General features: G+C 35.5%; 24 protein-coding genes and 1 riboswitch. Of the genes, 13 read left to right on the top strand and 11 right to left on the bottom strand.

Translation table 11 applies throughout. The features are described from left to right. The first annotated feature begins 221 nt into the window (after positions 1-221). The 8 genes from argR (at position 222) to NE668_RS02300 (ending at position 7925) form a co-directional block, all read left to right on the top strand. Positions 222-677: an arginine repressor gene (argR, locus tag NE668_RS02335; protein WP_004695825.1), complete on the top strand. Its 456-nt coding sequence runs from the start codon at positions 222-224 to the stop codon at positions 675-677. Positions 678-681: 4 nt separating this feature from the next. Next, on the top strand, positions 682-2346 hold the full coding sequence (gene recN, locus NE668_RS02330; RefSeq protein WP_156697544.1) for a DNA repair protein RecN: 1665 nt from the start codon (positions 682-684) through the stop codon (positions 2344-2346). A 41-nt stretch (positions 2347-2387) separates the two neighbouring features. Continuing rightward, positions 2388-2560, top strand: a riboswitch (Lysine riboswitch). Positions 2561-2636: 76 nt separating this feature from the next. Then, positions 2637-3434 (top strand): 4-hydroxy-tetrahydrodipicolinate reductase, encoded by a 798-nt coding sequence (gene dapB / locus NE668_RS02325; RefSeq protein WP_021148150.1) that lies wholly within the window; start codon positions 2637-2639, stop codon positions 3432-3434. Positions 3435-3457: 23 nt separating this feature from the next. Beyond that, positions 3458-4489, top strand: coding sequence for an aspartate-semialdehyde dehydrogenase (locus NE668_RS02320; RefSeq protein WP_021148151.1), 1032 nt, complete (start codon positions 3458-3460; stop codon positions 4487-4489). A 21-nt stretch (positions 4490-4510) separates the two neighbouring features. Then, on the top strand, positions 4511-5398 hold the full coding sequence (gene dapA / locus NE668_RS02315; protein ID WP_021148152.1) for a 4-hydroxy-tetrahydrodipicolinate synthase: 888 nt from the start codon (positions 4511-4513) through the stop codon (positions 5396-5398). A 272-nt stretch (positions 5399-5670) separates the two neighbouring features. Continuing rightward, complete coding sequence (gene panD, locus NE668_RS02310) at positions 5671-6063, top strand: aspartate 1-decarboxylase (RefSeq protein WP_227036956.1); 393 nt, start codon at positions 5671-5673, stop codon at positions 6061-6063. Positions 6064-6135: 72 nt separating this feature from the next. After that, positions 6136-6978, top strand: a complete 843-nt coding sequence (panC, locus tag NE668_RS02305) for a pantoate--beta-alanine ligase (RefSeq protein ID WP_021148153.1) — start codon at positions 6136-6138, stop codon at positions 6976-6978. Positions 6979-6989: 11 nt separating this feature from the next. Beyond that, positions 6990-7925 (top strand): bile acid:sodium symporter family protein, encoded by a 936-nt coding sequence (locus NE668_RS02300; RefSeq protein ID WP_021148154.1) that lies wholly within the window; start codon positions 6990-6992, stop codon positions 7923-7925. 59 nt (positions 7926-7984) lie between these two features. On the opposite strand, the gene lexA is transcribed toward NE668_RS02300, so the two are convergent. After that, on the bottom strand, positions 7985-8656 hold the full coding sequence (gene lexA / locus NE668_RS02295) for a transcriptional repressor LexA (protein ID WP_012864371.1): 672 nt from the start codon (positions 8654-8656) through the stop codon (positions 7985-7987). Between the two features lie 253 nt (positions 8657-8909). Between lexA and NE668_RS02290 the strand changes: the two genes are divergently transcribed. After that, a complete protein-coding gene (locus NE668_RS02290; protein WP_021148155.1) occupies positions 8910-9218 on the top strand; it encodes a LysM peptidoglycan-binding domain-containing protein in 309 nt (102 codons plus the stop codon). A gap of 123 nt (positions 9219-9341) precedes the next feature. Here NE668_RS02290 and NE668_RS02285 read toward each other — a convergent pair whose 3' ends face one another. Then, entirely contained in the window at positions 9342-10352 is a 1011-nt protein-coding gene (locus tag NE668_RS02285) for a site-specific integrase (RefSeq protein ID WP_008600957.1), read from the bottom strand. A gap of 106 nt (positions 10353-10458) precedes the next feature. On the opposite strand from NE668_RS02285, the gene NE668_RS02280 reads away from it, so the two are divergent. From NE668_RS02280 to NE668_RS02270, 3 genes are all read left to right on the top strand, one after another. Further along, positions 10459-11805, top strand: coding sequence for a VanW family protein (locus NE668_RS02280; RefSeq protein ID WP_156697545.1), 1347 nt, complete (start codon positions 10459-10461; stop codon positions 11803-11805). A 193-nt stretch (positions 11806-11998) separates the two neighbouring features. After that, complete coding sequence (locus NE668_RS02275; protein ID WP_008600961.1) at positions 11999-12616, top strand: phosphatase PAP2 family protein; 618 nt, start codon at positions 11999-12001, stop codon at positions 12614-12616. Positions 12617-12908: 292 nt separating this feature from the next. Then, positions 12909-13058, top strand: a complete 150-nt coding sequence (locus NE668_RS02270) for a hypothetical protein (protein ID WP_012864375.1) — start codon at positions 12909-12911, stop codon at positions 13056-13058. A 109-nt stretch (positions 13059-13167) separates the two neighbouring features. Here the strand turns inward: NE668_RS02270 and NE668_RS02265 are convergent, their stop codons facing one another. The 3 genes from NE668_RS02265 to NE668_RS02255 all read right to left on the bottom strand — a co-directional run bounded on the left by NE668_RS02265 (position 13168) and on the right by NE668_RS02255 (position 15900). Then, positions 13168-13911, bottom strand: a complete 744-nt coding sequence (locus NE668_RS02265) for a DUF4241 domain-containing protein (protein ID WP_195394806.1) — start codon at positions 13909-13911, stop codon at positions 13168-13170. Position 13912: 1 nt separating this feature from the next. Then, a complete protein-coding gene (locus tag NE668_RS02260) occupies positions 13913-14821 on the bottom strand; it encodes an HAD family hydrolase (protein WP_227036957.1) in 909 nt (302 codons plus the stop codon). 140 nt (positions 14822-14961) lie between these two features. After that, entirely contained in the window at positions 14962-15900 is a 939-nt protein-coding gene (locus NE668_RS02255; protein WP_227036958.1) for a DUF1848 domain-containing protein, read from the bottom strand. Positions 15901-16049: 149 nt separating this feature from the next. On the opposite strand from NE668_RS02255, the gene NE668_RS02250 reads away from it, so the two are divergent. Then, positions 16050-16799, top strand: coding sequence for a class I SAM-dependent methyltransferase (locus NE668_RS02250; RefSeq protein ID WP_227036959.1), 750 nt, complete (start codon positions 16050-16052; stop codon positions 16797-16799). A gap of 70 nt (positions 16800-16869) precedes the next feature. Here NE668_RS02250 and NE668_RS02245 read toward each other — a convergent pair whose 3' ends face one another. The 6 genes from NE668_RS02245 to ribH all read right to left on the bottom strand — a co-directional run bounded on the left by NE668_RS02245 (position 16870) and on the right by ribH (position 23270). Next, entirely contained in the window at positions 16870-18159 is a 1290-nt protein-coding gene (locus NE668_RS02245; protein WP_227036960.1) for an amidohydrolase, read from the bottom strand. A gap of 118 nt (positions 18160-18277) precedes the next feature. Next, positions 18278-19522: an adenosylhomocysteinase gene (locus NE668_RS02240; RefSeq protein WP_227036961.1), complete on the bottom strand. Its 1245-nt coding sequence runs from the start codon at positions 19520-19522 to the stop codon at positions 18278-18280. A gap of 199 nt (positions 19523-19721) precedes the next feature. Continuing rightward, positions 19722-20786 carry an S-methyl-5-thioribose-1-phosphate isomerase gene (gene mtnA, locus NE668_RS02235; protein WP_118091426.1) on the bottom strand — a complete coding sequence of 355 codons (1065 nt, stop codon included), beginning with the start codon at positions 20784-20786 and terminating at the stop codon, positions 19722-19724. 42 nt (positions 20787-20828) lie between these two features. Beyond that, positions 20829-21623 (bottom strand): S-methyl-5'-thioadenosine phosphorylase, encoded by a 795-nt coding sequence (gene mtnP, locus NE668_RS02230; RefSeq protein WP_195213213.1) that lies wholly within the window; start codon positions 21621-21623, stop codon positions 20829-20831. Positions 21624-21732: 109 nt separating this feature from the next. Beyond that, the gene (gene hslO, locus NE668_RS02225; RefSeq protein WP_118091424.1) at positions 21733-22611 is read right to left on the bottom strand and encodes an Hsp33 family molecular chaperone HslO; all 879 of its coding nucleotides are present in this window, start codon (positions 22609-22611) and stop codon (positions 21733-21735) included. A gap of 197 nt (positions 22612-22808) precedes the next feature. Continuing rightward, entirely contained in the window at positions 22809-23270 is a 462-nt protein-coding gene (ribH, locus tag NE668_RS02220; RefSeq protein WP_004697404.1) for a 6,7-dimethyl-8-ribityllumazine synthase, read from the bottom strand. Positions 23271-23281: the final 11 nt, after the last annotated feature.

Raw genomic sequence — 23281 nt, 5'->3', positions numbered from 1 at the left:
TTAAATTATTAATTCCCTATAAATAGATGAACCTTATGAGCTATGAATTTGTACGTTATCAATATATAGAATATTAACAATATTTTAAATATTAATATAATATGCATAAGACGTATAATATATGCGATTTATACCATATATTAATTATGAATATATGGTATAATATTATCAGAAAGATACTATTCTCTTTTATGTGCAAGGTTTAAAAAAGGGAGTTCAAAATGAAACGCTATCGCTATAACAAAATTAAAGAGATCGTGCAGTCCAAGGCGATTGAAACACAAGAGGAATTAGCTGCGGCTTTACTAGAAGAAGGTATTGAAGTTACACAAGCTACAGTTTCTCGTGATATTAAGGAATTAATGTTAATCAAAATTCCTACAGGCGATGGACATTATCGTTATGCATTATCTCCAGAGGAAAATGTAGTTTTATCTCGTAGTCGTATTAACCGACTATTCCAAGATTCTTTGATTAAAGTTGATCACAGTTTAAACCAAGTTGTATTACATACAATCCCTGGTTCTGCTCAATCTGTAGCATTTTCTATCGACCATGCAAAATGGACTGAAATTATTGGTACATTAGCAGGGGACGATACTATTTTGTTAATTGCAAAATCCGAAGCTGAAGTTCCAGCAATTTTAGCGAAAATTCAAGATTTAATGAAGGACTAATAATATGTTAACGCAAATGAGCATTCGCAACTTTGCGTTGATTGAGCAAATGAATATTTCATTTAATGATGGCATTACTATCTTTACCGGCGAAACTGGGGCAGGGAAATCCATTCTTATGGATGCCTTTAGTATCCTATTAGGAGAACGCGCAAGTAGCGAGTTTATTCGTCACGGTAAAGATAGTTTTGTTATTGATGGAATATTTGATATTGCTAATCACCAAAGTATTCAAGACCTATTAGAGTCTAAAAATATCATGATAGAAGAAGGCCAGTTAATTCTATCAAGATCCTTTAACCGTAATGGCAAATCTAGTATATTGGCTAATGATCAACCAATACCTTTAAAAGCTTTAAAGGAGATTGGTCAATACTTAGCAGATATTCACGGACAATATAGCAACCAACGTTTACTAGACGCTGATACACATCATGAATATTTAGATACTTTTAATAAAGAAGGAAAGGAAGCCTATAAAGCTTATACTGATGCGTATAAAATTTATAAGCAAGCAAAACAAGATGTAGATCATTTACAAGAAAATATGTCTGAGCGAGCCCGGGAGCTTGATATGCTTAGATACCAAATCGATGAAATTGAAGATGCTGGTCTGAGTGTTGGTGAAGATGTAACTATTGCAGAAGAACTTAAGCGTCTTGACAGTTTTGAACATATCGATAAGGTTTTAGGTTCTTGTTATGATGCCTTTTATAATGGACGTCAACCATTACTTGATACGATTAACTCGATTAAGGTAGAGGTTAATGATCTAGTAAAATATGACAGCGAGTTAAAAGAAGTCTCAGAAATGGTGGACTCTGCTTATTTCCAACTAGAAGAAGCTGCACAATCTTTAGATCGTTACAGGGATACTATCAGCTACGATGAAGAGCGTTATAAATATTGCCAAGACAGAGATACCACAATTTATAGCTTAAAGAAAAAATATGGTGAAACCGTAGAAGATATTCTAGCATACGAAGAAAAGGCGCAATCTCGTTTAGAAGAACTAGAAGACCTTGTATTTGCTCAAGATGAATTAGAAACTCGTCTTGAAGAAGCAAAAAAGGTAGCAGAAGAAGCGTTAACAGTTTTACACGAGGTACGTCAAAAAAATGCAAAAGATATTGCTACGGCCTTACATCAAGAATTAGTGGATCTAGGGATGCCCAAAGGGGATATTCAATTTCATATTGAAGAGGGGACTGAGTTATCCTCATTAGGTGCAAAGTCTATTGAAATGCTATTCTCTGCGAATAAAGGGGAACAGTTATTACCTCTACATAAAGTAGCATCTGGCGGTGAGTTAGCTCGCATTGCATTAGCCTTTAAATCAGTATTCCGTAGTGACGCTTTTAAAACGATGGTATTTGACGAAATTGACGTTGGTATCAGTGGTGATATAGCACTTAAGGTGGCAGAAAAAATACTTAATTTATCTAGAACAAATCAAGTATTTTGTATTACTCATTTGCCTCAAACTGCAAGTATTGCGAAACAACACTATCATCTATCTAAAATCGAGCAAGATGATCGTACAATCTCTACATTAGTAGTCTTAAATGAGGAAGAACGAGTAACTCAAATCGCGTCTATGATGTCTGGTAAGGAAATGTCTGCTACAGCACTTGCGGCGGCGAAAGAACTTATTGACCATTTTAATTGACTAAAATCGCATAATTACTTATACTAATAGTATTAAATGAATATGTTGATAGAGGTGCGAGTATTAAGAGTAATCATGAGGAGTAGGCATGCATTGATCCATGATAAAAGGGATGCTTGCCGAAGTTCGATGATTGCGACTCATCGTTCTGGTTGTCTATTTAATAGATAGACAACTGTCATCAATCTTGTATTGGTGGAGTGCTATCATTGAGCTTTTCGTAAGAGTATATATAGTTATATAATCTATAAGGCCAGTGGATGCATCCACTGGCTTTTTTGGAGGTATATATGATTCGAGTAATGGTAAATGGCGCTGGCGGCAAAATGGGTCGTGAAGTGGTCAAAGCAGTACATAACGATCCTGATTTAACATTAGTTGGTGGTATTGATCCGACTAAGGCAGGGGAAGATGTAGGCTCTGTAGCAGGAATCGAACAATTAGGTATCAAGATAAATGCCTCCATCGATGAGGTATTAGATACAAATAAACCTGCTGTGATTGTAGATTTCACTAATCCTGCAGTTATTTATGAAAACGCGAAGAAAATGTTATCTGCTGGTATTCATGTAGTCATCGGTACTACAGGATTGACCGCAGAACAACGTGATGAACTTGATACAATAGGTCGTTCCAATCAAGCGAATTGCTTAGTGGCGCCAAACTTTTCTCTTGGGGCGGTAATGATGATGAAAGTGTCTGCAGAGCTCGCTCCATATTTCCCTAATGTAGAAATTATAGAATTACATCATAATCACAAATACGATGCGCCTTCTGGCACAGCTATTTTAACAGCTAAATTGATTAACGATGCTAAACAAGCTGCTAAGGTAACTGCTGATGAGGATTTAACTCGTGAAAGCTTACCAGGTGCTCGTGGTGCTAAGGTTGACGATGTAACAATTCATAGTGTACGCCTTCCAGGTTATGTGGCTCATCAAGAAGTATTATTTGGTGGTTATGATGAAACATTAACCATACGTCATGATAGCTTAAGCCGTTTATCTTTTATGCCAGGCGTAGTATTAGCATGTAAAAAAATTAGTTCTAAAACTGGCTTAACATACGGTTTAGAACATTATTTATAATTTTTGTGCAAGGAGATGTATCAATGAAAAAACCTAATGTTGCTATTCTAGGTGCTACTGGTGCAGTAGGTGCTGAATTTATTACACTTATTGAAGAACGTAACTTTCCTTATGAAAACTTAAAACTATTAGCTTCCGCTCGTTCTGCAGGTACAGAACTTACTGTGAATGGTAAAACATATATTGTAGAAGAAGCAAAACCTGAATCTTTTGATAATATTGATATTGCGCTATTTGCAGGTGGCTCTATATCTAAAACATTAGCGCCTGAAGCCGCTAAACGCGGTGCTATTGTAATCGATAACTCTAGTGCATTCCGTATGGATCCTGAAGTTCCACTCGTAGTACCAGAAGTTAACCCAGAAGATATTTTGAAACATAAAGGTATCATTGCAAATCCTAACTGCTCTACAATTATCATGAGTTTAGGATTAAAACCTCTTCATGATCTCTCTCCAATTAAACGTGTAGTTGTAAGTACATACCAAGCTGTATCTGGGGCAGGTAAAGAAGGTATTGAAGAACTTGAAAATCAAGTAAAACAATATACTGCAGGCGAAGAAATGACAGCAAATCTGTTGCCAACTGGCTCTGCTCCTAAACACTATCCTGTAGCATTCAACTTATTGCCACAAATTGATGTGTTCTTAGAAAATGATTATACTAAAGAAGAAATGAAGATGGTTTACGAAACGCAAAAAATTCTTCATGACGAAACTATTCAAGTAGTTCCAACTACAGTTCGTGTTCCTGTATATCGCTCTCATTCTGAATCTGTCTTGGTAGAAACAGCAGAACCTGTATCTGTAGAGGCTTTCAAGGCGGCATGTGAAAAATTCCCTGGTTTACAAGTTAAAGATAATCCTGCTGAACAAATTTACCCTATGCCATTGTATACATCTAATCAAAACGACTGTGAAATAGGTCGTATTCGTAAAGACTTATACAATGACAACGGTATGAACTTCTGGATTGTAGGGGACCAAATTCGTAAAGGTGCAGCTCTTAATGCGTTGCAAATTGCTGAGTACTTGGTGGAAAAACAAGCATTTTAATCTATCAAGGGGAGGATATATATGAAAACCTTTGGTCGAGTGTTAACAGCTATGGTGACATCCTTTAATAGTGATGGATCTGTAAATATTGAAAATTGTATAGATATCGCCAATTATCTGTTAGATAATGGCTCTGATGGTCTTGTAGTTTGTGGTACAACGGGTGAAAACCCAACTATGTCTAGAGACGAAAAATTAGCTCTATTTAATGCGATTGCAAAAGAATGTGGACATAAAGGTTCGATTATTGCCAATGTAGGCAGTAACGATACAAAAGCTTCTGCAGACTTTGTAAAGGAAGTCTCTAAAATCGATGGTATCGATGGTTTGCTAGTTGTAGTACCTTATTACAATAAACCTAACCAACAAGGTCAATATTTGCATTTTAAAACTATTGCAGAAGCTACTACATTGCCAATTATGGTGTATAATGTACCAAGTCGTGTGGGGACAGGTATTTTCCCAACTACCTTAGTTCAACTACATAACGAATATCCACATATTTGTGCTATCAAAGAGGCAAGTGGTAATTTAATGATTGCTTCTGAAATTAAGCGCTTAATGCCTGGAGATGATTTCATGGTATATAGTGGGGACGATGGTCTTACATTACCGATGTTATCCGTTGGAGGATGTGGAGTCGTATCTGTAGTATCTCATGTAGCAGGCAAAGATATGAATGCTATGATTCAAGCTTATGAATCTGGTCATAACCACGAAGCGATTCGTATTCATCAAGCCTTATCAGAAATCATAAAAGCAATGTTCATCACCACAAATCCGATTCCTGTCAAATATGCAGCCCGTAAAATTGGCTTACCTGTGGGAAAATTTAATTTACCAATGTGTGAACCGACGGCTGATGAAGCAGCATATATTGATAAAGCATTAGCAGAATATCTAAAATAAAATATCAGTATAAAATAAAAACCAGTAACTACATTGTAGCTACTGGTTTTTATTTTATACTACAATCTTACTGTTATTTTTGATTAGAGTGACATTATTTGTATTATATTAATTGTATTTTAATGTAAAAATTTATAATTATGGTATAATTTCTCTGGAGATAGTATTTTTAACTATACTCTAGTCTACTGTTAATTCATGATAAACAGACAAATTGTGAAAGTTCGAACCGACCAATATGGCGGGTACATTTATAACACAAGGAGTTTAGCATGATACTAACAATGTTAAAAGGTAAGATTCACAGAGCTACTGTGACACAAGCAGAACTTGATTATGTAGGGAGCATTACGATTGATACTGATTTATTGAATGCATCCGGAATACGAGAATATGAACAAGTTCAAATTGTAAACATTAATAATGGAGCGCGTTTTAGTACATATACTATTGCCGGAGAAGCAGGTAGTGGTGTTATATGTTTAAATGGTGCTGCCGCACGACATGTACAAGTACATGATAAGATAATTATCATGTGTTATGTACAGCTTGATGAAAGCGAAGTTGAGAGCCATAATCCTCTCGTTGTATTTGTAGATAACAATAACAAGATAAGTCATATAAAAAACTATGAGAAACATGGTTTATTAGTTGATCAAAAATAATTGTCATTGATCGAATTACAGTAGACTGTATAGGAGACTATCTTCGTATTTACAATATAACGGAGGAATATAATGGAATTTATAACAATTATCGAAAATGTACGGAATACAGTAAATAGCTGGAGAAAAGAAGGTTACACAATTGGTTTTGTACCAACCATGGGATTCTTACATGAAGGACATGCTGCATTAATAGATCAAGCTAGAAAAAATAACGATAAGGTCATTGTCTCTATATTTGTAAATCCTATTCAATTTGGAGAAAATGAAGACTTAAGTACTTACCCTCGTGATATTAATAGCGATAAAAAGTTATGTGAATCACATGGTGTCGATCTTATTTTTGCTCCAAATCCGGAGGAAATGTACCAAGATAAAAAGGCATTTGTAAACATTGCGGATTTATCTGATACATTGTGTGGTATTCGCAGACCAATTCACTTTAAAGGCGTTTGCACTGTGGTGGCAAAATTCTTTAATATTACTCAACCAACAAATGCGTATTTTGGTGAAAAAGATGCACAGCAATTAGCCATTATACGTAAAATGGTCTTTGATTTAAATTTTCCTGTCAATATTATTGGTGTTCCCATTGTTCGTGAAAAAGATGGTTTAGCAAAATCTTCTCGTAATACATATTTGTCTAGTGAAGAACGGAAAGCTGCAACCATATTGTATAAAGCTATTCAATTGGGAAAACAAACTATACAATATGGTTGCCCTGCTAAATGTATCATTGATACTATGACAGACACTATACAAACCGAACCACTTGCTAAAATAGATTATATTTCAGTTGTTGATGCTAAGACTATGCAACCTGTACAAGAGGTTACTGCCCCAGTATTAGTGGCTATGGCTATATATATTGGTTCTACACGACTTATCGATAACTTCTCATACGATCCAAAATAAGGAGAGAAGTTATGAATCATTTACTTACACTCAACAACGTCCTTTCCAAATACTTAATTTTTATAATCCTAGGCTTTTCATGTATTGCCTATATAGTACCAGAATACTTTACTTGGGCAATCGCTTATACACCATTCTTACTTGGTATAGCCATGTTTGGCATGGGGCTTACTATTAAGTTTGAAAGCTTATGTAGTATTCTTAGACATCCAAAAGATATTTGTATTGGTGTACTTGCACAATATACAATAATGCCTCTATTAGCTTGGGGAATTTGCCATATATTTACCTTATCACCAGATATTGTTATTGGTGTAATATTAGTAGGTTGTTGTCCCGGTGGGACAGCCAGTAATGTTATAACCTATATTGCCAATGGTGATGTCCCTTTATCTGTAGGAATGACAATTACTTCAACATTAATAGCTCCCATAGTTACACCATTATTAATCTTATATATCGGTGGCGCATGGGTAGATGTTCAAGTACTACCTATGATGATCACTATGGTAAAAGTTATTATTGCGCCAATCTTATTGGGCGCAGTAATCCAATATGTATGTAAATCACATATCAATACTTTAACCAGCATTAGTCCAATCTTCTCAATGATTGCTATTATACTGTTAATAGCAGCCATTATTGCTATTAACAAAGAGAAATTATTGATTTCTGGGCTTGAAACACTTATTGTTGTTGGTATACATAATATACTAGGTCTACTACTAGGATTAGGTGTAGGAGCACTGCTTAAATTAAGATATGATAAAACTACAGCGCTAGCAATAGAGGTAGGAATGCAAAATAGTGGTTTAGCCGTAACATTGGCAGCAACAAATTTTGCATTAAATCCATTAGCAACGCTAGTAGGGGCTATTTTTAGTGTATGGCATAATATATCAGGTGCTATTTTTGCTACTCTACGGAGAGAAAATAGTTTACATTAAAAATAAACTTTATACATGCAACAAAAAAACGGCAACAATATGTTGCCGTTTTTTGTTGCTTATATTCTATCTCGTACAAGACCAATTACAAGGCCCTCAATATGACAATCATCTACAATGATTGGATCAAAATCATCATTTTCAGGTTGTAAACGAATATGACCATTTTCTTTATAAAAACGTTTTACGGTTGCCTCATCATCGATGCGAGCAACAACAACATCACCGTTATTAGCAGTATTTTGATGCCGCACGATGAGCATATCACCTTCATACATACCGATATTCATCATAGATTCGCCTTGAACACGTAATAAAAAACAGTCAGAATCGCCAGTCAATTGAACTGGCAATGTAAGCGTGGACTCTAGGTTTTCTACTGCAGTAATAGGCATACCTGCTTGTACAGTACCGATAAGAGGTACTTGTTTAAGACCTGCACCTAAAAACTCAAAGTTATCAGAGCTAGACGTTTCATTACCAGTTACTGAGATAGAAGGTTTAGTATCTTCTAAAACAGTAATAGCACGATTTTTATTTGGATCACGCTTAATATAGCCAAATTTTTCTAGCGCATTTAAATGAGATTGAACAGTAGAAGTGGAACTTAGCCCTACATGTGTACAGATTTCACGAACTGTAGGACATCGATATTCATTATGTAATGAATCTTTTATAAAGTCTAATATACGGCGCTGTTTTGTATTAATATCTGTAGCAGGGCGTCTCACGATAAACCTCCAAAGTCAATCTAATGTCAAAAAATGTAAATATAACTATGCGTAAAAATTACCGCATAACGTACTATATAATAAAAATATAAGATATTTACTTAACTTATATACCTATTATAGGCAATTTTAAAAGTTTTTGCAAACATTTGTTCTAAAACGCTTGACCGAACATTCGTTCGTGTGGTATTATAAGCATGTAAACAAACAAATGTTCTCAGATATTATGTTCGATGTAAATGTGAGGTATGAGATGAAAAATATATTGATGATGGTAGGAATGTGCTTAACAGTATTATTTGGTTATAATATGTCAAATCCTACAACAGAGGTAAATACACATAATATACGTGAAGTAAAGGTTCAAGCAGGCGATACAATGTGGGATATTGCAGCACGTACAGCTCATAAAGATATGGATGTTCGTGAAATGGTATATGCCATGAAGGAACTCAACAATATTAACGATTCTGGTGCTCTTGTACCTGGTACAGTTTTAAAGGTACCAGCAAAGAAATCTGATAGTCCAGTTAGAGCTTTGGACTATATGGCTCAAAACTAAATATATATGGGTTAATCCCACGCAAAAAAGCAGCTACTCTAACAGAGATAGCTGCTTTTTGTTATCTAATGTATGTTATTAAATGATTTATAGTTATTGTCTAAATCAACTGATTTATGATTGTTATCTAAATCGCTTTTCAAAAATTGTAGAGATAGGATTATCTACAAACTTATTTGCTTCATTGATATAACGACGAACCATATTTACACTATGATGACGAGTTTGTCGCATAATATTACGCTCCTCAACACCATAAGCTGCTGCAGTCGTTGCAAAGCCATGACGTAAACTATGAGCGCCATACATGGTCGGATCTAGACCAATAAGAGAAATATATTTCTTTACGATTTCTGCAATCATCTTATCGGATATAGCTGTTTTACGTAAAGACATATTTTTTGTAAACCCTCTAAATACAGGTCCCTCAGTAATACCAGAAGCACGTAACCATTGTTGTAAGGCTCGTACTGCATCTAACGGAGAACCAGATAAATGTGGGATAGCTACCACTGCACCTTGACCTTCTTGATCGGCCTTAGAGGATGCTACAAAGATTTCAACACCTTGTGGTGAAAATTGAAGATTTTCTACTGTAATAGCTGCAATCTCACTGCGCCGGAAAGCACCCATAAAGCCAATCAAAAGAATAGCTTTATCGCGCAATAATTGAAGTTCCGGTACATCTAGCTTAGTCATACAGTCTATAATATCTTCAATATCTTCTAACAAAACTGGGGTTTTTCCTTGTTGGAATGTTCCTTTTAATCGTCTAATACCACGTAAGGCCTGTTTAACGATAGGAGCCATACATGGATTATCTCTTTGGCCAGAAGCATTAAAATTTTCAGATATAGCACTAATACGACGTGAAATTGTATTTGCCTTTGCATAATCTGCTAGATCGTTAATATAATTTACTATTGTTTCTGGTGTAGCTGGAAAATAAGATACCTTTTGATAAGTACACCAATCTACGAAATCGTCCCAATCCGATTCGTAAGCATCAACAGTATTCTCAGCCTTAGATAACAATATGCTTTGTTTTGCTTTCATAGACAACTTTGTACTATTCATAAGCGCATCATTATTGCGCAAATAAAAATGCTTTTGTTGTTTCTTAGACTCTGACATAATTCACCCTTACCCATAAAATATTAATATAATTGTACCATAGATTAGATCTTTATATGCTATAATTAGAGAATATAATAAATAATTCGGGAGCGTTTACGAATACATGACGAAGAAATACATATTAGTAGGAACAGTACTTGTTCTTTTGGGTACAAGTGGTTGCTCATACATTCCAACAGAAAATATTTCTTATGGTGTATATTATAATGATACAGATCTATCAAATACACCAAAGAACGAATTACAAGCACGTTTACAAGAGGTGAATGATAAGATACCTCAGACTATATCTATCGATATGGGAAATAATAAAAAACAACAGGCCACATATCATGATTTAGGTATTCAATTCGATACAGAGGCTATGGTAAAAGCTATTTCCACATACGGCTATGAGGATGATATGTGGACAGTATTGTCACATAGATTTAATGGTTTATTTTATGGTCATCATTTTAAACCACAATATAAGTTAGACGAAGTAAAAGGCAAAACATATCTCACTGAGTTAGCAAAAACAATAGATACACCTGGTCATGATGCCTATCTTACTGTTGAAAATGGACAAGTAGTAATACATCCGTCAAAAGAAGGCAAACGTATTGATATCGATGCTACCTTGAAAAAGCTAAAAGATGATCTACAGATTAGCGATAGTATAAATTCTCTTTCTATGGTATTTACTACGCAGAATACGGTAAAAGTTACTGATACTGATCTAAAACCTTTAAATACTGTATTAGCATCTTTCACAACGGAGTATAATCCAAGTAATGAAAGCAGAACACATAATATCCAATTAGCTTCTGATAAGATAAATGGTACACTCATTAAGCCCGGTGCACAATTCTCTTTTAACGATGTTGTAGGCGAACGTACTGCAGAAGCTGGCTATGATGATGCGCCTGTTATGATTGATGGCAAATTAGTTCCAGGCATTGGTGGCGGTATTTGCCAAGTAAGTTCTACTATTTTTAATACAGCTTTATTATCTGGTATGAATATTGTTGAACGTACACCTCATTTTGAACCAGTTGGATATATTCAAGCTGGTAGAGATGCTACGGTAGCTTGGGGCTATTTAGACTTTAAGTTTAGAAATCCGTACCAACATTCTATTTATATCTTAAGTGTTATGAATAATGGTACGTTAACTATTTACATTATAGGTACAGCTGAAGATAAACCAAAAAATGTATCTATCTCTGTAGGCGATTATGGTGAGATTCCAAATAAAACAATAACTAAGGTAGATCCATCTTTAAAAGAAAAAGAGGTACAAGAGGGCCATGTAGGCTTAAAAATGAATACGTATAGAACCATTACATATGGTAACTGGGTTACTCAAACTGATTCCTTTGAGTCTATATATGACCCTGTAGATACGATTATTACAATGCCTGCAACACCTGAAGCGCCACCTAAGAAAACAGATAAAAAGAAATCATAACTATAGCTTTTATGAAATATAGCCTAAACTATTGACCATTGTATATAAATAGTTTAGGCTATTATTTGGGCTGTAAATGAGAAATCATTATATACGTAAATAAATTAGTATAGATTAATTATTAAAATAAAAAGTATAATAAGATATTCTCAATAATTATCATTTAGGAAAAAGTAGAATAGAAGAGGAATTTATGGACACAATTTTACAATTTGATCACTCTTTAATCTTCTATGTACATGAACATTTTGTATATAGTTTTTTAACACCAATTATGGCATTTATCTCAAAAATTACAAGCAATGGCGCATTATGGATTATAATAGCATTATTATTAATGCTACAAAAAAAATACCGCGTTTTAGGCGTGGCAATTATTATTGCTTTAGGATTTGTATTTATAATTGGCGACCAAGGTTTAAAACCAAATGTAGCAAGATTAAGACCATTTGTTGATTTTCCAAATGTAACGGTACCGTTGGAATCTGCACTACCAAAAGCTACAAGCTATTCATTCCCATCAGGTCATAGCTTTGGTTCATTCGCATCAGCCATGACTATTTACCTAGGCTTAGGCCAAATAGCACCTCAGAAGCGATATTTAGGGATTTTAGCATTGTTAGGTTCAATAGTAGTAGCATTCTCTAGAGTTTACTTATTTGCACATTATCCAACAGATGTATTAACAGGTTTAGTATTAGGAATCATCGTAGGATTCATTGCCTGGAAGTTAGCAAGAATCGGCTGGAACTGGTGGACTAACCGCCATAATGATGTAGAATACGAACCATACACATTTAAACGTAAATAAGCAAAAAACTATATAACACAAGGGATTGGGCCATTTAGGCCCAATTTTTGACATCAAATTACTTCCGATAATATATCGTTATCGGAAGTTATTCATATTAAAAACAAAAACTAGCCTATAAGTTTATAAGCTAGTTTATTTTAGTTAATCAAAATAATCAGTAAAAATTAATTTTTCTATATGCCAATAAAGTATTATTATTACATAAAATTTATATTGAATTTTTTAGAATTAGATTGTAAAATAGTAATATAAATTATCTAATTTACTCATACTTTTATGGAGGATTTATATGTGCTGGTGTGATATTGTAAGTAAAGCCAAAATTGGCGGTTTAAAACATTTAGGTAATGGCATGGAGAGTTCTTTAAGATTTCTTGCTGAAATTATTCTTAGTTTAAGTATCATTCGCGTATTAGTAAACTGGACTTTTGGTATTTAAATCTCAAAATATAATACGATCATATTAAAAGGCGCTTAGTTATACTAAGCGCCTTATTTTTATATATTCAGTTATATCTAGTTATTTTCTTCACTACAGCGCTAATATATTACTCATATGCTTCGCTGCAATCTATGTATTCCATAATAATTTGGCAAATTTGGCCATCTTTATCAAATGCCCAGTATACTGGATATAAACCATCGCCAAACCCAGATTGAATCATCGGTACGGTCAATTCTGTATCAGGAATTGTAAAGTTAATCCAATCACCTTTAGAACGTTGGAATTGTGGATATGCCATAGCATTCAATTGGAATAAATCACTATAATAATCATCGTAGATATTTTTTTCAGGGTAGTTTATATGCCATTGTTCATAAAATTTGTTATATGTCTCAATAGTTTGTGCATCTACTATTGTAGCTAAACCCGAATCTACTGGAAATCCAATATAGGTATCCCCATCATCTAAATCGGTTAAGTCTTCAGTCCCTTTTAATGCTAATTCGTAATATACAGGCTCATTACCGCTAAAAACAACTCGACTAGCTACATAACGATATTCATTTGGTTCCATTTCGATAATCTTAGTCTCTAATAGATATGTGCCTGGCTCTACCGTTCTAAGATACGTATCAGGCTTACTCGGCAATGAAACTAAAGGATCACAACATGTAATATGCCCTGTTGGGAAGTTTACCGTCCACATGGGTAATGTATGTAACGAAAATCCTTTTAACTCTTTTCGGTTAAATAAATCATGATATGGTACAGTAGGTTTTAATTTACCTTCAGAACCTAATCGGTTAAAGGTTTGAATCCATTCGCTAGTTAATTTAGATTGTTCCATATTACTCCTCGGCTTCGTATTTACAATGAATATATTCGCTTTCTAATACTTCGTAGGCTGCAGTTTTACGAATAATTTGCTTCACTAATGTATCTAGTTTTGAACCATTAGAATAGTCTGCAGGTGCATAATAACGGATACGATGATGACGCATCATCTTATATACCTTTTCTTTATCCTTCTTAAATGGATCATAAACACCTATAGAATGACCCCCATTAGCGTTCACAAGACTCATACAAGGAATATCTGTATCGCTATCCCCAATATAAATCATGTTACGGAATGGGACTCGTTGATTTTCAGGCTTAATGTAATCATTAACACCAGTATCATTAATATCGAGAATTCCTTTTTGAATACGGAACAAAAATTGTGTCTTATTCGTATAGTTAATGGCTTGTGCAGGCCAAACAGCGACACCTTTATCGTCGAACATAAATGCACTGGCATAGATTTTAGTGAAAGCCCCCTCTTTTGCCATTTCAGTGCCTTCGATCATTTCTTTTAAGCCAGACGAAATAATATAATGTTCAATCTTAACGCCTTGTTCTAAGCCATATTGACGAATGCGTTCAAACCAAGTCCGTACCCCTTCGTATAATTCTACTTGATTGCCGTATTCCATGAGCTTATCTTTTGTTACATAGAAATGGCCTACAGCTTCTTGAATCATTTTGTACATATAGGCTAAGTTATTATCCATATCATGTTTTTTAGCCAATTGATTTGATTCATGCCAAAATTGTTTGATTTGCTCTTCGTTATAGCCTACTGATTGAATGAATCCTTGTGCCTGCATATCGTCAGGGGTTAAAGTCTTATCAAAGTCGTAACACATTGCTAACACGGGCATAGATGAGTCAGATGATTGTAAATTATCTTTACTATCTCTCTTATACGTTATCATAAATGCACCTCCTTTTAAACTAAACAAAAAATACATTTACACTCTCTTATATTCCTGAGATACCTGCTTGACAACCCCTTTGGTATCTATTTTACACGATAAGTCAAATCATTTAATTTAATAATTCCTCGTAATTCTCTCTAAAATAAGCTATCTTGTGTTACAGTTTCGTTTATAATCCAACTCTTTTCCGTACTTTCTTTAATAATTTCTCTTTTTGTAAGTCTTCCAATCAGTAAACTAGAATTTGGATCATGATGTAAACGATTATATCGAACTGCCGCTTGATTAGTATTGGCATAACAATATCGACAAAAGTGGCTACAGCTATCGTAGGCACCAATATCGCCATGTAAATAACAATTACATTCTGGTCGTGCTGGCGCACGTTTAGGTGCTTTTAATTTTATATTCCAAGCTCTTTCATAACAATCTAAGGTTAAACACCCCTCTGTATCAGCACCAAGCTCTTTAAAGATATCCCCTTCTCCACAGGTTTTAAGATTCATATGATTGGAATGAGCTATGGAAACAAATTCTTTAATGATCTTAGTTTGAACATCTAAACTTGGTCTATATCCTTCTGGAAAATTCTGAGCCACCTTATCAAATATATCTAAAAAACTAACAACAACTGTATCTGTATAGCCCTTAAGGGCTTGAGCCATTTTGTGAAAGCTTTCAAAATGAAAATCTACTGTATACTCATTGGTTAAAATGATAGGATCATAACGCCACACCATAGATTGAGAATTAAGTAGTTTAGAAATGTGTTTAAACCCTTCTATAACAGACGCATAAGTTGGCACGTAGGGTTCAATATCAGTTCCATAAGGCGTTATAGTCATATGCCAGTATTGTCTGTAATCAACAATTTTATTTAGTAGTGGAATAAACGGTAAAGGATTCTTTGTACAGAATGCAATACCATCTACCACCTCTTGATTAATTGGATACCGTGTCACCTGTAGGGGATTATAAGGGTTACGAACATCTACAAAACCTTCACGTATACGATTGATTAGCCATTGCCCATAAAAAGCAGGAATATCTGTACGTTGCCCAGTCTGTAATATCATAGTCCCTGCCCTTTCAGTAAAATAAAAACATAGAAGTATTATATCATATCTAATAGTAAGTATTTATGGAGTTAATGTGATTTTTGCTGTATAGTTCATTATTATTTTATGGTACTATACATACTATAGAATATGAGGAGAACTAAATTATGAATGATATTTTTGAACGCAACCATCCTATGAAGGATGATAAAGAATTTATTATATCCTATTGGGCAGATCGAGCTCACGATTTTGGTGCTTTACGTGCAAAAGAATTAGAAAGTCCCAAACTGAAATTATGGAGAGAAGAATTAACTAGTCATATATTTGATTCTGATAGATCTTTACGAATATTGGATATTGGATGTGGAGCCGGCTTTTTTAGTATTATACTATCCCAGCTTGGTCATACAGTGCATGGCATTGATATTACACCTAATATGATAGATGAGGCAAATCAACTAGCAGAATCCCTCGATTGTGATGCAACCTTCTCCATAATGGATGCAGAGAATCTAGGATTTGTTACTAATACTTTTGATATCGTTGTGGCCAGAAATGTAACGTGGAATTTACCCCATCCTGACAAAGCCTATGCCGAATGGTTTCGCGTCATTCGACCAGGCGGTTTGATTTTAAACTATGATGCGGAACATGCTCGTAATCATCATAATGTACCACAATCTGTTCATCATGCCCATGAACATGTAAGCAACGAATTAAAAGAACGATGTCACACCATTTATCATATGCTCGATATTTCGTCTTATACACGACCTCAATGGGATAAAGAACTACTTACTAAATTAGGTGCTAGTTCTGTTACCATTGATCTAACTGTAGGTCCGCGCATTTACAATGAGGAAGACGAGTTTTATATACCTGTACCCATGTTCTTGGTGAAAGCAATTAAATAAATCTATATAGTATATAACACAAAACCCACTCTATGATTATCATGAGTGGGTTTTGTGTTTAGATTAACTGCTAATTACTAAAATATACCTGAGCTTTATCAATCTCTGCCCGTAGTTTTTCTTCATCAATTGTAAGCAGTTCTTTGTCTTTCATAAGAACCTTACCACCCACAATTGTAGTATTTACATCGGAGCTATTAGCAGAGTATACAAGAGCTGCTAAATCATTGTAACGAGGCATCCAGTGCATACCAGATACATCATATAGCACGATATCTGCACGATAGCCTTTATCTAATACACCAAGATCTGTATATCCCAATGCTTTTGCACCTTCTACAGTGCCCATGTTCCATGCGGCTTGAGCAGGAATAGCCTTTGGATCATAAAGACGTGCTTTATGTAATGTTGCTGCAAGACGTACTTCTTCAAGCATATCAGCATTATTATTAGAAGCGGAGCCATCTGTACCAAGACCAACCGTAATACCTTTGGCAATCATTTCAGGTACTGGTGCAATACCGCTAGCTAATTTTAAATTAGATTGTGGGTTATGCGCTACGGCTACATTATTTTTAGCCATAATAGCCATATCTTCGTCTGTCACATGAACGCAGTGTGCGGCTAAGGTAGTATTCCAGAATAAACCTAAATCATGCATATGCACAATTGGTGTCTTACCAGTAGCTTTCATAACATTCTCCACTTCTCCTTTTGTTTCGGACAAGTGCATGTGAATGCCACAATTTAATTCATGAGATAAGGCAATCACCTTTTCCATGTAAGCATCGGGACAAGTATATGGTGCATGTGGTCCAAGCAATACTTTGATGCGGTCATTATCAAAGCCGTTCCAAGTGCGGAATAAGTCAGCATTTTCAACTAATGCTTGATCTGCTGTTGGGGATACACCGGCTAAGCCACGTGACAATACAGAGCGAATACCTGTTTCTTCTACCACCTCAGCAGTAGTATTCATAAAGAAATACATGTCGCTAAATGTAGTGGTACCAGTGCGCAACATTTCAGCAATACCGAGTTGTGTGCCGTACCGTACATAATCGTCATTTAATTTTGCTTCTGTTGGCCAAATAGCCGTTTCAAGCCATTCCATAAGCTCAAGATCATCTGCATAGTTTCTAAATAGACCCATCGCAATATGAGTATGTGTATTTACAAGACCTGGCGTAGCCAATTGACCTTTACCGTCTAGCACTTCCTTAGCAGAGTCTTTTACCTTTTCAGCTTCACTATCGTTTAAAATAGCTGTAATATAACCATTATTAATTTCAATGGCATGATTTTTTAGAACCCCCTCATCGGTGAGGACGTCTACATGAGTAATCAATAAATCAGACATAGTCTTCCCTCATAGTTATAACCGAGCCATGATAGCTCGGTTATATTTGTTTAATTTGAAAGCTAGTATAGTTTAGATACAAAATGTATTACAGAAACCATTATATTTCAATACAGTATTAGTTTACTTTTGTTAGATAATCGATTTGTTCTTGTGTTAAAGAATCTAAGTCATAGCCCATAGAGTTCAACTTAAGTTTAGCGATTTCCACATCTAATTCATGAGGCAATACGTATACTTTTGGATCCATTTCTTTACCGTTTTTCAAGATATACTCTGCAGCAAGGGCTTGCATAGCAAAGGACAAGTCCATAATTTCTGCAGGGTGACCATCGCCAGCTGCAAGGTTTACTAGACGGCCTTCAGCCAATACATAGAGTTTACGACCATCAGACATAGTATAGCCTTCGATGTTTTGGCGAACCCGTTCGTGGCTTACAGCAAGTTCAGTAAGATCAGAAACATTCACTTCGCAGTCAAAGTGACCAGCATTACATAAGATAGCTTTATCTTTCATCACTTTGTAATGCTCTTTTACAATAACATCTTTACAACCTGTTACAGTACAGAAGATATCCCCAACCTTAGCAGCTTCAATCATAGGCAATACCTTGAAGCCATCAAATACAGCCTCTACAGCTTTAATTGGATCTACTTCAGTTACATATACGTGTGCTCCAAGGCCTTTTGCACGCATCGCAACGCCTTTACCACACCAGCCATAACCAGCAACAACAACGTTCTTACCTGTTACAGTCAAGTTCGTAGTGCGCATGATACCATCCCAAACGGACTGACCTGTACCATAGCGATTATCGAAAAGATATTTACAGTAAGAGTCATTGACAGCAATCATAGGGAATGTTAATTGTTTAGCGTTCTCTAATGCATATAAACGATGTACACCTGTTGTGGTTTCTTCACTCCCCCCTAACAAACGTTCTTTTGCATCTTGTCGTGTAGTATGCAATAGATTTACTAAATCACCACCATCATCAATGATAATATGTGGTTTATGATCAAGTGCTTTATGGAGGAAGTTAAAATATTCTTCATCAGTACAATCGTACCAAGCATATACAGTAATGCCCATATCTACAAGACCTGCAGCTACATCGTCTTGTGTAGACAACGGATTGGAGCCCGTTACAATTACATCTGCACCACCGCGTTTTAATACAGTCGCAAGGTATGCTGTTTTTGCTTCCAAGTGAACACTAACAACAATTGTTTGGCCTTTGAAAGTTTGTTCTGCTTCAAAACGGTCACCTAATGTGTTTAATGTAGGCATAAAGTTAGAAACCCAATCAATTTTTTTGCGACCTTCTGTTGCTAAATTTATATCTCTAATTAAAGATTGCATAATATCTCCTTTTACTCATACAAGTAGATACAATAAAATAAATAGTTGATAGTAAATCTACTTAGATTTATTGATACTATATAATTTTGTTAATATCGTTATAGATACTTACTTATATAGATAATATATTGCTTATATAGATAATAAATTACTTATATATCGAATGCTTCTTAATAAGCTACATTATTAAAATCATAAATTATTTAGATTCTACAATCTGGCGTAGCTTACCAATTGACTCTTCATAATTTGGAGTCAATACTCCCTCTTCGGTGATAATCGCTGTTACAAGTTCATGAGGTGTTACATCAAATGCAGGATTAAGTACATCAATACCACTAGGGGCTGTTTGAACACCGTGTAAAGCGGTTACTTCATCATCGTTGCGCATCTCAATAGGAATATCTCCACCATTTTCCAGAGTAAAGTCAAATGTACTATAAGGAGCGGCTACATAAAACGGAATATTGTGGAATTTAGCTAGTACAGCCACACCATAGGTACCAATCTTATTAGCTACATCCCCTTTTGTAGTGATGCGGTCAGCACCGACGATAACGGCATCAATCAACCCATGTTGCATCGCATAGGCTGCCATATTATCTGTTTCAAGAGTAATAGGAATACCATCCTCGTGAAGTTCAAAGGCTGTAAGTCGAGCACCTTGTAATAATGGACGTGTTTCATCAGCATACACGCGTTCCAGTTGTCCATTTTCATGTAATTTACGAACAACACCAAGTGCTGTTCCTAGACCACCTGTAGCTAGTGCACCCGCATTACAATGAGTTAAAATGCGAATATTCTTTTTACCTTCAAATAATGTAGCCCCTGCTTCGGACATACGTCTATTTAAAGACACATCTTCTTCGTGAATGATAATAGCCTCTTTTGTAATGAGGTCTACTACTTCACTCATTGAGGACATACTGTCAACATTAGTTTTCACAAGAGAAATGACACGATCTACAGCCCAAGCTAAGTTGATTGCTGTAGGGCGAGTTTCTTTTAAGATCTCACTAAACTCATATAAGCTTGTAAGTTGTTCACTAAATGGCGCCTCTAAACGTCCTGCTTCCATAGCAGCTAAAATGAGACCATAACTAGCAGCTACGCCAATAGCAGGTGCGCCACGAACGCAAAGCATTTTAATAGCTTCGGCCACTTGGCGCCAATCTGTACAGTGAACGTATGTAATTTCAGTAGGCAATTTAGTTTGATCTAATAGTACCAGCGTATCTTTACGCCATTCAATATTAATCATAACTTCTCCTTCGATGAACTATTGTGTATCATTATGAGATGATTATAGTTTAAAACCACCATATTCATGCATGCGATTATGAGCATCATAACGAGCATCCACATCAATTGCATCAATAGCACCTAAGATAAGAGATTTTAGTTGAGCCGCCATATTGCCCATCATTTCTACAACTTCCGCATGTGTCAAAGCAGATTCAGAAATACCTGCTGCATAGTTGGTAATCATAGAGATCGTAGCATATGCCATTTCAGCTTCATTCGCTAAATTTACTTCCGGTACATTTGTCATACCTACTGTATCGCCACCGAGCATGTGGAACATTTTGATTTCTGCAGGAGTCTCAAAACGAGGGCCTTCAGTACATACATAGGTACCGCCATTATGTATCGTAAGGCCTTGTTCCGTACCTACCTTTTGAAGAATATCACGTAATTCAGGGCAGTATGGATTTGTTACATCAAGATGTGCCACTGGACGGTCCCCACCTTCATAAAACGTAGTGATGCGGTTCTTTGTAAAATCTAAGAATTGGTCAGTCAACACAAAATGACCTGGCTTAAAGTTCTCATTTAAAGAACCTACTGCTGTCGTGGAGATAATAAATGTAACGCCTAGTTTTTTGAGGCCCCAAATATTAGCACGATAGTTAATTTTGTGTGGAGGAATTGTATGATCTTTGCCGTGACGAGCTACAAAGATTACAGTTTTCCCATGGTATGTACCTTGTACATAATCTATTTCACCATATGGTGTCATTAAGGATTCTTCATGAATATTTTCAAAGATGGACGGATCATAAACACCAGTACCACCAATTACGCCAATTGCACTCATTGTGACCTCCTATTATTAATAACTCTATCTTTTATTTTCTCATAGAATAGAAAAACAGGCTATAGGAAAAACCTAGTAGCCTGTATTTTTTCTACATATTATAAAGTTTTTATTGAATTGGACCTTTTGGGGTAAACATATTTTGTAACTCTTCACGTGTGAAATGATATTTTTCATTACAATAATGGCAAACAAGCTCTGTTACGTCATCTTCCAAAATAGCATTCTTATCTTCTTCACGTAATGTCATTAGCACACTGGCAAAGCGATCACGACCACAACGGCATTGGAAATGAATTGGTTCATTATATACTTCATTCACAGTTAAACCATGGAGAACGCGTTCCATAAGACCTTTACCATCTGGATTTGCTTTCAAATATTCTGTAATAGGACCAAGTTCATTAATATTCTTTTCTACTTGTGCTAATGCTTCATCTGTAGCATCCGGTAAGGCTTGTACGATAAAACCTCCAGCTACAACTGTATGGTAATCTGGATCTACTAATACACCTAAACTAATCGTAGACGGTACTTGTTCAGATGCATATAAATAATATGCCAAATCCTCTGCCACTTCACCACTTTGAATCGGGCTTGTAGAAGTATAGTCTTGCGCTAACTGCGTGAAACGAGTCACTTGCACTTCCCCATTATGACCTACGGCAGCACCAACATCAAGCTTACCAGCATGCTTTAAAGGTACATCAACATGTGGCTCATCTACATAGCCTCGAACCGTATTATCAGAGAATGCATCTACGTGAACTACACCTAGTGGACCATCACCTTTAATACGAAGACTTACGTTTTCATGGTTTTTAAAATCACCAGCTAACAAAATAGCTCCCGTCATAGCACGACCTAAAGCAGCTGTTGCTACAGGCCATAAATCATGACGTACACGAGCTGTTTCAACTGTATCGGTTGTTACAGCTAAAGACATACGAACCCCTTCTCGGGTTGTAAAACGTTTTATATAATCCATTCTATCATTCCTTATTTCTACTGATTTTATTAAGGTATTACTTTTATATTGCTTATATAGTATATCATGTCAAATATTTAACTTTCAATAATAGAGAATATATGTTCGTCTAGTCTGATTTAAAGTTAAAAGAACATATTTTCGATGATATAAAAACACCCAGTACCATAAGATACTGAGTGTTATATATACAATTCTTAGATTTGATCGATAAGGTTAACCATTTCGATTGCACCCATAGCACAATCATAACCTTTATTACCCGCTTTTGTACCAGCGCGTTCGATAGCTTGCTCAATGTTTTCAGTAGTTACTACACCAAACATAACAGGAATACCAGTTTCCAAAGATACATGTGCGATACCTTTAGCCACTTCGTTGCATACATAATCATAATGAGTAGTGGCCCCACGAATAACAGCACCTACACAAATAACTGCATCATAACGACCAGATAAAGCTGCTTTCTTAGCAATCAAAGGAATCTCATAAGCACCTGGAACCCAAATTACTGTAATATCCTCTTGTTTAACATCGTGACGAAGTAAACAATCTTCAGCGCCTCCGATTAATTTAGATGTAATGAACTCGTTGAAACGAGAACCGATAATAGCAAATTTCTTACCAGTACCTAATAAGTTACCTTCTTGAACCATCATTATGTTGACCT

Source organism: Veillonella parvula, assembly GCF_024461875.1.
GTDB lineage: Bacteria > Bacillota > Negativicutes > Veillonellales > Veillonellaceae > Veillonella > Veillonella parvula_I.
The sequence above is the reverse complement of the archived record's forward strand: the minus strand, read 5'-3'. Positions and strand labels throughout refer to the sequence as shown.

What these genes read in the sequence shown, in the direction of transcription:
- argR (WP_004695825.1), top strand. Translation starts at nt 222, where the DNA reads ATGAAACGCTATCGCTATAACAAAATTAAAGAGATCGTGCAGTCCAAG.
- recN (WP_156697544.1), top strand. Translation starts at nt 682, where the DNA reads ATGTTAACGCAAATGAGCATTCGCAACTTTGCGTTGATTGAGCAAATG.
- dapB (WP_021148150.1), top strand. Translation starts at nt 2,637, where the DNA reads ATGATTCGAGTAATGGTAAATGGCGCTGGCGGCAAAATGGGTCGTGAA.
- NE668_RS02320 (WP_021148151.1), top strand. Translation starts at nt 3,458, where the DNA reads ATGAAAAAACCTAATGTTGCTATTCTAGGTGCTACTGGTGCAGTAGGT.
- dapA (WP_021148152.1), top strand. Translation starts at nt 4,511, where the DNA reads ATGAAAACCTTTGGTCGAGTGTTAACAGCTATGGTGACATCCTTTAAT.
- panD (WP_227036956.1), top strand. Translation starts at nt 5,671, where the DNA reads ATGATACTAACAATGTTAAAAGGTAAGATTCACAGAGCTACTGTGACA.
- panC (WP_021148153.1), top strand. Translation starts at nt 6,136, where the DNA reads ATGGAATTTATAACAATTATCGAAAATGTACGGAATACAGTAAATAGC.
- NE668_RS02300 (WP_021148154.1), top strand. Translation starts at nt 6,990, where the DNA reads ATGAATCATTTACTTACACTCAACAACGTCCTTTCCAAATACTTAATT.
- NE668_RS02290 (WP_021148155.1), top strand. Translation starts at nt 8,910, where the DNA reads ATGAAAAATATATTGATGATGGTAGGAATGTGCTTAACAGTATTATTT.
- NE668_RS02285 (WP_008600957.1), bottom strand. Translation starts at nt 10,352, where the DNA reads ATGTCAGAGTCTAAGAAACAACAAAAGCATTTTTATTTGCGCAATAAT.
- NE668_RS02280 (WP_156697545.1), top strand. Translation starts at nt 10,459, where the DNA reads ATGACGAAGAAATACATATTAGTAGGAACAGTACTTGTTCTTTTGGGT.
- NE668_RS02275 (WP_008600961.1), top strand. Translation starts at nt 11,999, where the DNA reads ATGGACACAATTTTACAATTTGATCACTCTTTAATCTTCTATGTACAT.
- NE668_RS02270 (WP_012864375.1), top strand. Translation starts at nt 12,909, where the DNA reads ATGTGCTGGTGTGATATTGTAAGTAAAGCCAAAATTGGCGGTTTAAAA.
- NE668_RS02265 (WP_195394806.1), bottom strand. Translation starts at nt 13,911, where the DNA reads ATGGAACAATCTAAATTAACTAGCGAATGGATTCAAACCTTTAACCGA.
- NE668_RS02260 (WP_227036957.1), bottom strand. Translation starts at nt 14,821, where the DNA reads ATGATAACGTATAAGAGAGATAGTAAAGATAATTTACAATCATCTGAC.
- NE668_RS02255 (WP_227036958.1), bottom strand. Translation starts at nt 15,900, where the DNA reads ATGATATTACAGACTGGGCAACGTACAGATATTCCTGCTTTTTATGGG.
- NE668_RS02250 (WP_227036959.1), top strand. Translation starts at nt 16,050, where the DNA reads ATGAATGATATTTTTGAACGCAACCATCCTATGAAGGATGATAAAGAA.
- NE668_RS02245 (WP_227036960.1), bottom strand. Translation starts at nt 18,159, where the DNA reads ATGTCTGATTTATTGATTACTCATGTAGACGTCCTCACCGATGAGGGG.
- NE668_RS02240 (WP_227036961.1), bottom strand. Translation starts at nt 19,522, where the DNA reads ATGCAATCTTTAATTAGAGATATAAATTTAGCAACAGAAGGTCGCAAA.
- mtnA (WP_118091426.1), bottom strand. Translation starts at nt 20,786, where the DNA reads ATGATTAATATTGAATGGCGTAAAGATACGCTGGTACTATTAGATCAA.
- mtnP (WP_195213213.1), bottom strand. Translation starts at nt 21,623, where the DNA reads ATGAGTGCAATTGGCGTAATTGGTGGTACTGGTGTTTATGATCCGTCC.
- hslO (WP_118091424.1), bottom strand. Translation starts at nt 22,611, where the DNA reads ATGGATTATATAAAACGTTTTACAACCCGAGAAGGGGTTCGTATGTCT.
- ribH (WP_004697404.1), bottom strand. Translation starts at nt 23,270, where the DNA reads ATGATGGTTCAAGAAGGTAACTTATTAGGTACTGGTAAGAAATTTGCT.